At 66.9% G+C, this 12,118-nt stretch carries 1 protein-coding gene (cut by a window edge); it reads right to left on the bottom strand.

The window, feature by feature from the left end; translation table 11 throughout:
* On the bottom strand, window positions 1-12,118 hold the 5' portion of the coding sequence (locus tag NMB38_RS10835; RefSeq protein WP_494355074.1) for a non-ribosomal peptide synthase/polyketide synthase. Its footprint begins 10,235 nt before the window's first position; only the first 12,118 of its 22,353 coding nucleotides appear in the window; the start codon lies at window positions 12,116-12,118; the stop codon falls past the left edge of the window.

Here is a 12,118-nt window from a genome sequence, read left to right as displayed (position 1 = left end):
CCACGCCCTGCGGTACCGGCTGGCCTTGCTCGTCCAGCACGTACAGGGTGGTGTTGGCGATGGGCTTGCCGATTGGGGTGTTGTCGGGTGCGCTCACGCAGTGCCAGGCACTCACATCCACGGCGGCTTCGGTCGGGCCGTAGAGGTTGTGCAACTCAACATCCGGCAGTTGCTGGTGGAAGCGGCGCACAAGGCTGCCTGGCAGTGCTTCGCCGCTGCACACCACACGCTTGAGCGAAGGCGCGGACCAGCCTGACTCGATGGCCGAGAGGAACACGTCCAGCATCGATGGCACGAAGTGCAGCGTGCTGACACCTTCAGTATCGATGACCTGTTGCAGGTACTGCGGGTCGCGGTGCCCGCCGGGCCTGGCCATGACCAGTTTCGCACCGGTCTGCAATGGCCACAGCAGCTCCCAGACCGAAACGTCGAAGCTGAACGGGGTCTTCTGCAGTACAACGTCGTCAGCACTCAGCGCATAGGCGTCCTGCATCCACAGCAGGCGGTTGACCACGCCGGCATGCTCGTTCATCACGCCCTTGGGCAAGCCGGTCGAGCCTGAGGTATAGATGACGTACGCCAGGTGCTGCGGGGTGAGCCCCGGCACTTCCGGGTTGGTGGCAGGCAGTTCAAGGCTCAACGGCGCGTCCAGATCGATCACGACGCCGTGCTCGGGCACATGCCGGGTCGCCGCGTGCACCAGCACCGCCACCGGGTCGCTGTCGGTGAGCATGTGGCGAATACGCTCTGCCGGGTAATCCGGATCGACCGGCACATACGCGCCGCCCGCCTTCAGGATTCCGAGCAGCCCCACCATCATCGACAAACTGCGTTCAACGCAGATCGCCACGCGATCATCGGGTGTCACGCCCAGCGCGATGAGGTGGTGAGCCAGGCGGTTGGCCTGGGCGTTGAGCTGCTCGAAGGTCAGTTCGCCCTCCTCGGCGCTGACGGCGATGGCCTGCGGGGTGCGCTGTACCTGATCTTCGATCAGTCGATGCAGCGTGTGATCGAGCCCGTACGCCTTTTCGGTAGCGTTGAAACCTGCCACCACGCGTTCACGCTCATGGCTTTCGAGCACGGGCAATTGCTGCACGGGCAACGTGGGGGTGCGTTCAAGCCCGCTCAGCAGCGCTTGCAGCACCTGTTGCACCTGCCCGCAGATGCGCTGCGCGCCGATCTGCGCAGGTACGGTGGCCACCAGTCGGAAAGCCTCGCCCAGATCATCCACGTTCAGGCTCAGCGGGTAGTTGGTGCGCTCCTGCCCGTCCACCACCTCGATACCCGCCCAGCCTTCGCCGCGATCGGCACCCGGCTGGGTGCCATGGCGATAGTTGAGCATTGCGCTGAAGAGCGGCTGCGGCGCCGCGACGCCACTGCAGCGCTGTGCCAGCGCCAGCGAGGCATGCTCATGGGCCAGCAGGTCGCTGAGCCCCTGATGCACGGCCCTGGCCGCATCGACCACGCCGATGGCCTCCAGGTCCACACGCAGTGGCAAGGTGTTGATGAACATCCCCAGTGCCCGCTCGGACCCTTCTCCACCCTGCAAGCGCCCCAGCAGCACGGTGCCGAACACCACGCGCGTTCTGCCACTGGCAGCCCCGAGCAGGCGGGCCCAGGCCAGGTGGAACAACGAAGCAACACTGATGCCCAAGCGCCGAGCTTGTTGGCGCAAGCCGGTGGACAGCGCCTCGGGCAAGACCTGCCTGGCCTCGTCCAGGTCGCGGCCGTCGCCTTGTACGTCATCCAGGCCATAAGGCAAGGTCGGCTCGTCGATGTCACCCAGTTGCGCGGTGAAGAACGCCTCATGGGCGCGCTGATCGACCCCCAGCCTGGCCTGGGCGACGTAATTGCGGTAAGGCACCGCAGCATGAGCCGGTGCGGGGGCACCGCTGAGCAAGGCTGTCAGTTCTTCGCCCACCACCTCCAGCGCCGTGTGGTCCAACACGATGTGGTGGAACTGCAAGCTGGCGTCGATGCCGTGCTGTCCCTGGCTGTACACCAGTCGCAGCAGCGGCGCCCGCGCCAGGTCGAGGGTGGCAGTGGCCGACAGGTCAGCCACGGCGTCCACGCTCAGGCGCGCCTGGCGCACCACCACCTGCACCGCTTGCGGCAGCCCTTCCCAGAAGATCGCCGTGCGCAATACATCGTGGCGGGCGATGACCTGGTCCAGTGCAGCGGCAAATGCCTGCAGCCGTTGCTTGTCGCTAAAACGCAGGCGCGTGTGCAGCACGTAGGGATCATCCTCGGCCGACAGGTGATGGTAGAGGATGCCCTCCTGCAACGGCGCCAGGGGGTAGATGTCCTGCACGTTGGCTGCACCGCCCGGGACCTGCGAGACGATCCGCGCAATGCAAGCCTGGTCCAGCTCGACCAGGCTGAGCATGTCGGGGGTGATGTGCGAGCAGCCGGCTGGGATGCGGTTCTCGGGCACCTGGACCTGACGGCTGGCAGTGAGCGTGGCAGCCAGGGCAGCCACGGTCGGCTGGCCGAACAAGGTGCGCACATCGACCTGCAAGCCTTCAAGGCGCAGCCGAGCAGTCAGGGTGACGGCCAGCAGCGAGTGGCCACCCAATTCGAAGAAATTATCGTGTCGGCCTACCTGCGCCACCGTCAGCAATTCGCCCCACAGGCGGGCCAGCAGCACTTCGGTATCACCCACCGGCGCCTCGAAGGCCCGTCCCTGCACCACGCTGTCCGGGGTGGGCAGGGCCTTGCGGTCGAGCTTGCCGTTCGGCGTCAGCGGCAAGCGATCCACGTGAATGAACACCGCAGGCACCATGTGCTCGGGCAAGTGCTCGAGCACGCCCTGGCGCAGTGCCTCTGGTGCCTGCGGGTCACCGGTGTACCAGGCAGCCAGGCGCGTACCGTCCACCGCCAGCACTACGGCGGCGTGCACGCCAGGCAGGCGCTGCAGGCAGGTTTCGATTTCGCCTGGTTCGATTCGCAGGCCACGCAGCTTGATCTGCTGGTCGAGTCGACCAAGGAAGACCAGCTCGCCCTGAGCATTCAGGCGCACCAGGTCGCCACTGCGGTAAAGCCGCTCGCCCTCGACGAAGGGATTGTCGAGGAAACGCTCCGCCTGCTGCTCGGGCAAGCCCAGATACCCGCGCGCCACGCCAGCACCGCCTATGTGCAGGTGCCCGGCAACGCCTGGCGGCACCGGTTGGTCGTGTGCATCGAGTACATACAGGCGGGTATTGTCCACCGGGCTTCCGATCGGCAGGCCAGCGACGGGGATGGCGGCAGTGGGCTGCAGCGTCCAGGCGCTGCAATCGACCGTGGTCTCGGTGGGGCCGTAGACGTTGTGCAGACGCACCTGAGGCAACTGCTCGCGCACTTGCGTGGCCAGCGCATGGGTCAGCTCACCGCCGCCGCACACGATGTCTGTCAAGCCTGAACACAGGCGGCTGCCTGGATGATCGAGGAACTGTTGCAGCAGCGCAGGCACGAACTGCACCACGGCCACGCCCTGCGCCTGGATCAGCCGAGCCAGGTAGTCCGGGTCGCGCTCGCCCAACGGGCGGGCCAGCACCAGGCGCAAGCCGTTGCACAGTGGCCAGAACAGCTCCCACACCGAGGCGTCGAAGCTGATCGGCGTCTTGTGCAGTACAGCCTGGGTCCCCGCGAGCGGCCACTGCCCTTGGCTCCAGTGCACCAGGTTCACCACGTTACGGTGCTCGACCATGACGCCCTTGGGCAGCCCGGTAGAGCCGGAGGTGTAGATCACGTAGGCCAGGTTGCGTGCTGTGAGCCCAGGCACCTGGGGAGCCAAATGCGCTTGCTGCGCCCACCGGGCGGTGTCCATGTCCACCTTGGGCGCCTGGGTAGGCAGCGCCAGGTCGCCAGTGGCGCGATGCACCAGCACCGCGCGTGGGTCGCTGTCGCGCAGCATGTGGCCAATCCGCTCGGCGGGGTAGCCAGGGTCGATCGGCACATAGGCCGCGCCGGCCTTGAGGATGCCCAGCAGGCCAACCACCAGCGCGACACCGCGCTCAAGGCAGAGCGCAACGCGGTCGTCGGGCTGTACGCCCAGCGACAGCAAATGGTGAGCCAGACGATTGGCCTGTTGATCGAGCTCGGCGTAGCTCAGCTCGCCGTCCTCAGCGACCAGCGCGATGGCCTGCGGGCTGCGCAGGGCCTGCGCTTCGAAAAGACCGTGCAGGGTCTGGGTCAGGTCATGTGGACAGGCGCGATGGTTACCCAGTACTGCTGCGCGCGCCGCAGGGTCAAGCAGTGACAGGCTGTGCACCGGTAGCGCCGGGCGCCGTTCAAGCGCATCCAGCAGCTCGACCAGTACATGCGCCAATTGCTCGCACAGTGGGCGGGCGCCGATGGGCCTGCACACCTGGGCGGTGATGCGCAGCCCTGTGCCCAGGTCATCGACGTTGACGCTGATCGGGTAATTGCCATGCCCGCCGGCCGGCAGCACCTCGATACCCTCAAGGGCCTGGTCGCGCGCCTGCTGCTCTTGCTCGGTCGCGCCGTGGCGGTAGTTGAGCATCGCGCTGAACAGCGGCGTGGGTGCGGCCACGCCGCTGCAGCGCTGGGCCAGCGCCAGCGAGGCGTGCTCGTGGACCAACAACGCAGCCAGGCGCTGGTGGGTCAGCTGTACCGCTGCCCGTACGTCGAGCCCTGCCAAGTCCAGGCGCAGCGGCAGGGTGTTGATGAACATACCCAAGGCCCTGTCGGCGCCCTCGCCGCCTTGCAGGCGCCCAAGCAGCACAGTGCCGAAGACCACGTCGTCCTTGCCACTGGTGGCCGCGACCAACCGCGCCCAGGCCAGGTGCACCAGGCTTGCGGCGCTCACCCCGCACTGGCGGGCCAGCGCCCGCAGCCGTTGATACTGCTCAGTGGCCAAATCGGTACTGGCCAGCTCGAAATCACCGCCTTCATGCTGCAGATCGGCAAGCCCGTAGGGCAGCGTCGGCTCTTCGACATCGCCCAGTTCGGTCCTGAAGAACGCTTCGTGCTCGGCCTCGCTGATACCCAGCCGGGCCTGGGCCACGTAGTTGCGGTAAGGCACCGGCGCCCCTGCCGGCGTCTGGCCGTGCAAGTGATCGCGAATCTCTGCCAACACCACCTTCATGGCGGTGTGGTCGAGCACGATGTGGTGGAACTGCAGCACGGCCTGCACGCCTGCCGCGTCATGGATATGCAACAGCCGAATCAGCGGCGCCGAGGCAAGCTCGATACGTTGACCGGCAAGCATCGCGTCGTTTGAGGTCACCTCGATCAACGCCAGGCTCGCCGAACGCTGCACCACCTGCACCGGCTGGGGCAGGCCATCCCAGAGCACCGCCGTGCGCAGCACGTCGTGGCGAGCCACCACCTGGTCGAGGGCCTGGGCAAAGGCATGCAGCCTTTGCCGCGAATCGAAGGCGACCCGCCATTGCAGCAGGTACGGGTCGGCATCGTCTGCACTGAGGTGGTGATAGAGAATGCCCTCCTGCAGCGGCGCCAGTGGGTAGATGTCCTGGACGTTGGCCGCACCGCCGGGGATCGCAGCAACGATGCGGTCCAGCGCAGTCTGATCCAGCATCAGCAAGGGCAGCATGGTCGGGATGATGCGGGTGCAGTGGGCCGGGATGCCGTTGGCAGGGATTTGGACCTCGCGGGCTGAGCCCAGCGCCCCGGCCAGTGCCGCCACCGTCGGTTGCCCGAACAACACGCGCACATCCAGGGCCAAGCCTTGTTCGCGCAGCCGCTCGATCAGGCTCACGGCCAACAGCGAATGCCCGCCCAGTTCGAAGAAGTTGTCGTGCCGGCCGACCTGCTCCAGGCCCAGCACGTCGGCCCACACCTGAGCGATGATCGCCTCGGTTTCACCCAGCGGGGCCTCATACCCCTGCTGGACCAGGTCCTGGGGCTGTGGCTCGGGCAGCGCGCGACGGTCGAGCTTGCCATGGCTGGTCAGGGGCAGCGCCTGGATGCGGATGAAGGCCTGGGGCAACAGCTGACCAGGCAGGCTTGCCTGCAAGCCCTGGCGCACGTCACTCACCTCGACAGCAGAGGTCTCGGTGAACCAGGCCAGCAAGCGTTCGCCGCGCACTAGCACCACGGCATCGCCGACGCCGGGCTGCGCCCGGAGCGCGGCCTCGATTTCACCCAGCTCCACCCTGACGCCACGCACCTTGACCTGGTCGTCGTTGCGGCCCAGGTAATCAAGCGTGCCGTCGCTGTTCCAGCGCACCAGGTCGCCGCTGCGGTATAGGCGGGCGTTGGGAAGGCGGCTGAACGGGTCACGCAGGAAGCGCTCTGCGGTCAGGTCCGGCCGGTTGAAATAGCCTCGCGCCACTTGCGAGCCACCAATGTAGAGCTCGCCGGTGACCCCGACCGGCACAGGCTGGCCCAGGTCATCGAGCACGTAGACACGGGTATTGGCGATGGGTATGCCAATGTGCAGGGCTGCGCCGGGTGCCAACGCACCCGAGGTGGCAACCACGGTGCACTCGGTGGGGCCGTAGTTGTTGACCACGGTGAACCCTGGGTCCTGCTCGAACTGACGCAGGCGATCGCCGCCCACCAGCAGGGTGCGCAACGTGGCGTGCTGGTGTGGGCGGCGCAGCGCCTGTTCAGCCACAGGGGTCGGCAGGAAACTGACCGTCAGGGGTTGTTCGAGCCACCAGTCCAGCAACGCCTCGACCTGCTCGTTGCCCAGGTAGGCCGGCGGCAGGTGCAGCGTGGCCCCCGCGCACAGGGCGGGCCAGACTTCCCAAGCCATGGCGTCGAAACCGAAACCGGCAACGCTGGAGGTGCGTGTGCCCGCCTGCACGGCGAACGCCTGGCAGTGCCAGTGGACGAGGTTGGTCACGGTGTGGTGCTCGACCATGACGCCCTTGGGCTGGCCGGTGGACCCTGAGGTGTACACCAGGTACGCCAGGTCATTGGCAGTCAGCCCCGCCACGTGCGGGTTGTCGGTAAGGCTCAGGTAAGCATCCGGCTGGTCGAGGTCGATGCGGCGCACGTGCGGCGGCAGGCCGCCAATGTCGGCCTGGGCCAGCAACAGGGCCGGCGCGCTGTCTTCGAGCAGGTAGGCGATACGGCTGGCCGGATAGGCCGGGTCCACGGGCACGTAGGCGGCCCCGGCCTTGAGCACGGCCAGCAAGGCGACGATACGGTCCAGTGTGCGATCAAGGCACAAGGCGACGCGGTCAGCCCTGCCTACACCCTCTGCGATCAGCCGATGGGCCAACTGATTGGCGCGTCGGTTGAGCTGGGCGTAGGTCAGGGTCAGGGAGCCCTGGCACACCGCTGTGGCATCGGGCACCGCGGCAGCCTGGGCCTCGATCAGCGCATGTACGGTCTGGCCCTGTGGGTACGCTTGCGCGGTCAAGTTGAAGCCGCCCAGCACCTGCTCGCGCGCCGCATCGTCCAGTATGGACAGGCGCTGAACGCTGGTTTGCGGGTCGTGCTCCAACGCCCGAACCATCTGCGCCACGGCCATTGCCATCCACTCGGCGACCCGCGCCGCGCCGATGTCGATCAACGCCAGCACATTGAAGGTAAAACCATTCCCCAGGTCGTTGACGCTGAGGGTGAGCGGGTAGTTGCTGCGCTCCTCTGCCCCCAGCAGCTGTACGCCCTCCCAGAGGCCGTCACCTGCCTGGGCGGCCGGGTCGGCGCTGTGGCGGTAGTTGAGCAGCGCGCTGAACAACGGCGTCCCGGCGGCCACGCCGCTGCAACGCTGGGCCAGTGCCAACGACGCATGCTCGTGGGCCAGCAGGGCCGACAAGTGGCGGTGCGTGGCCAACACGCCTTGTTCTACCCCGGCGGCGGTATCGACACGCAGAGGCAGGGTGTTGATGAACATGCCCAGTGCGCGGTCGGCGCCCTCGCCGGCTTGCGAGCGCCCCATCAGCACTGTGCCGAACACCACATCGCTGCGGTTGGCCAACACCCCAAGTACACGGGCCCAGGCCACGTGCATCAGGCTCGCAGCGCTGACACCCAGGCGCCTGGCCTGGGCACGTAGGCCCTGGGCCAGGCCGTGGTCGAGCGCCAGCAAGGCGTGCTCGATGCCAGCACCGTCGCCTTGCACGTCGGCATGACCGAGCGGCAGGGTGGGCTCATCGACATCGGCCAGCAGGGCCTTGAAGAAGGCCTCGTGGGCGGCTTCATCGCCCAGGCAAGCCTGGGCAACGTAATTACGGTACGGCACGGCCGGCGGCAGGGTATGCCCTTGCCCAAACAGCAAGGTGCGCATCTCGTACAGCACCACGTCCAGGGCCGTGTGGTCCAGTGCCAGGTGATGGAACAGCAACACGGCCACCACCCGGTGATTGTCAGGGTCCAGGCTATAGTGCAACTGCGCCAGGGGTGCCTGGCTCAGGTCCATGCGGTGATGGCGGGCATCGAAGCGCGCCTGCAACTGGTCGATGCGCGAGGTGCCCGAATCCTCGTGCAGGTCGGTCACCTCGAAGACGCCCAGCTCGGCCTTGCGCCACACCACCTGCAGCGGCTGCGCCAAGCCGTGACTCAGGACAGCGGTGCGCAGAATGTCATGTCGGTCGATGACCTGTTGCAGGGCGCCGGCCCAGGCCAGCAGGCGCTCGATGCTGTCGAATGCCAGGCATGTCTGCAAGAGGTAGGGGTCGCCCTGCTCTGCGCTCAGGTGATGGTAGAGCACGCCCTGCTGCAGGGGTGCCAGCGGATAGATTTCCTGCACGTTGGCCGCGCCGCCTGGTACCTGAGCAGTGATGCGGTCGATCAGGTGCTGCTCCAGCGTGATCAGGCTGAGCATGTCGGGCGTAATGCGCTGCGCGCCCATCGGCACGCCATTGGCCGGCACCTGCAAGGCCGGGCTATCGCCAACCACAGCGGCCAGGGCGGCGACGGTGGGCTGGGCGAACAGCATGCGCACGTCCACCACCAGCGACGCCCGGCGCAGACGCTCGACCAGCGTGACCGCCAACAACGAGTGCCCACCCAGCTCGAAGAAGTTGTCGTGGCGCCCTACCCGGTCGACCTGCAGCACGTCGGCCCAGATCGCGGCCATGGCCGTTTCGGTCGGGGTGTTCGGGGCTTCGAAGGCGCTGGCAGCAAGGCTTGAGGTGTCCGGGGTTGGCAACGCCCGGCGGTCAAGCTTGCCATGGCGGGTCAGCGGCAATGCATCGAGGCAGGTCAGTGCCGCGGGCACTAGTTGCGCAGGCAGACAGGCCTGCAACGCCTCGCGCAGCGCCAGCGCTTCAAGAGGCCGAGTTTGGGTATACCAACCCAGCAGTCGGCCGTCGCGCACCAGCACCACGGCGTCTTCGACACCAGGCTGGCACTTGAGCGCCGCCTCGATTTCACCCAGCTCAACGCGCACGCCGCGAATCTTCACCTGGTCGTCGTTGCGCCCGAGGTAATCCAGCGTGCCGTCGGTGTTCCAGCGTACCAGGTCACCGCTGCGGTACAGGCGTGCCTGAGGGTCATCGCTGAACGGATCCTTGATGAAATGCGAGTGCGTCAGTTCGGGGCGGTTGAAGTAGCCCCGCGCCACCTGAGCGCCCCCGATATACAACTCGCCTACGACGCCCACGGGCACCGGTTGCAGGCCTGCGTCCAGCACGTAGACCTGGGTATTGGCGATCGGCGTACCGATATGGAGGGCACCGCCTGGGCGCAGTCGTCCAGAAGTGGCGACCACGGTGGTTTCGGTCGGGCCGTAGTTGTTGACCAATGCAAAGCCTGGATCGCGCTCGAAGTGGCGCAGGCGATCGCCGCCCACCAGCAGGGTGCGCAAGGTCGGGTGCTGGCGCTCGCGGCGCAGCGCGTGCTCGGCCACGGGCGTTGGCAGGAAACTCACCGTCAGCGGCTGCTCCAGCCACCAGTCGAGCAGCGCCTCGACATGCTCATTGCCAACATCCGCCGGCGGCAGGTGCAGCGTAGCCCCGGCGCACAGGCAGGGCCATACCTCCCAGGCCAGGGCATCGAAACCGAACCCGGCCACGCTCGAGGCGTGGCCGTGCTCGTCCAGCTCGAAAGCCTGGCAGTGCCAGTCCACCAGGTTGACCAGGGCACGGTGTTCGACCATTACGCCCTTGGGCTGGCCGGTCGAGCCTGAGGTGTAGACGAGGTAGGCCAGTTGCCGATTATCCAGCCCCGTGACCACAGGGTCGTGTGTCGGGGCGTCGGTAGGGGGATGGTCCAGATCCAGGCGCGGCACGCCAGTGGGCAGGCCTTCGATGCTGGACTCGGCCAGCACCCAGGCGGGTGCGCTGTCGGTCAGCAAGTAGGCGATGCGGTCTGCGGGGTAAGCGGGATCGACGGGCACGTAGGCCGCACCGGCCTTGAGCACCGCGAGCATGCCGACCAGCCTGTTGGCATTTCGCGGCAGGCACAGGGCGATGCGTTGGCCTGGCTTCACACCTTCTCCCAGCAGCCGGTGGGCCAGTTGATTGGCCTGCTGGTTGAGCGCCGCGTAGCTCAGCACCTGGCCGTCCTGACGCAGTGCGATGGCCTCTGGCGCCACGCGCGCACGGGCTTGGATCCGTGCGTGCACAGTGTCGCCCTGCCGATAGGTGCAGGCGGTGTCGTTGAAGCGACGCACCACCTGATCGAATTCCTGCGGCGGCAGTACGGCCACGTGCTGCAAAGGCGTGTCGGGCTCGTGTTCCAGGGCGTGCACGAGATTGGCGAGCACCTGCTCGAACTGCTGGCTCAGGCGTGCGGCATCCCATTCAGGCAGGCTTTGCACGGTCAGGCGCAGGTCGTCGCCCAAATCGTCCACGCTCACCGTCAATGGGTAATCGGTACGCTCCTCGGCGCCGACAATGTCGATACCCGGCGCGACAGGAATGATCTCGGCGGCGTCGCCGGCGTCGCTGTGACGGTAATTGAGCATGCTGTTGAACAAGGCCGTGGGCGCAGCCACCCCGCTGCAGCGCTGAGCCAGGGCCAGGGACGCTTGTTCGTGGGCCAGCAAGCCGGTCAGACGACGGTGGGTGTGCAACAGGCCGTCCTTGACCCCCACCTCTGTCACGTCGATACGCAGCGGCAGCGTGTTGATGAACATGCCCAATGCCTGCTCGCCGCCCTCCCCGGCGGTCATGCGGCCCAGCAATACGCTGCCGAACACCACCGTCTGACGCCCGGCCAGCTGCCCTACCCACCGGGCGAAGCCCAGGTGCAGGACGCTGGCTGGGCTGACCCCGAGCTGCCGGGCCTGTTGACGCAGGCGACGGGCCAGAGGGGTCGGCAAGGTCAGGCGGGCTTGCTGCAGAAGCTGCTCGGGCTTTGCCTGGGCACCGAAGGCCAGGGTCGGCTCGTCGATATCGGCCAGCATGTGCTCGAAGAACTGGGTGTGGGCTTGTTCGTCCAGGGCCTGGCGGGCCGCCGCCAGGAAGTTGCGAAACGGCGTCGGCGCGGGCAACTGCGCGGCCGTACCGGCCAAATGCGCCTGGATTTCCCGGCGCACGATATCGAGCGCCGTGTGATCCATGATCATGTGATGGAAGGTCAGCACTGCCACCCACGCCTGCCCCTCACCCTGGGCTTGGGCCAGTTGCATCAGGGGTGCCTGGCGCAGGTCCAGTCGATAACGGCGTGGGGCGAGGTGGTCGCACAGCTCGGTCAGTGCGCCGTGGCCTTTGAACGGCAACGCTTCACGCACCAGGGCCGCTTCGCGCCATACCACCTGCACGGGCTCGTCCAGGCATTCCCAATGTACGGCAGTGCGCAGGATGTCGTGGCGCTGTATGACCGCTTGCAGGGCGTCGGCGAAGGCATCGAGGTGCGCCTTGCTGGCGAAACGCAATTGCACCTGCGACAGGTAGGGGTCGCCGTCCTGGGCCGACAGGTGGTGGTACAGCATGCCCCGCTGCAGGGGTGCCAGCGGGTAGATGTCCTGTACGTTGGCCGCCCCGCCCGGCACGCTGTCGACGATACGGTCAATGGCCGCCTGGTCGAGGCTGACCAACGGCAGCATGTCGGGGGTGACGCGAAATGCCGGGCTGAGCCAATCGTCATCCTGACTTGCAAGCATCTCCAGCAAGGCCGGCTTGTGCCGGGACAACGCCTCCCACAGGGGGTCGTCCAGCGTCTGGTCATCACCCAGGACGATCAGGTCCTGGTCTTCACGCTGCAGACGGATGGGACGGGTGGAAAGTGCGTTGATCAGTTCGCTGAAGTGCAT

Source organism: Pseudomonas sp. FBCC-B35, from assembly GCF_059133755.1.
This window is presented reverse-complemented; position numbering and strand designations above follow the sequence as displayed.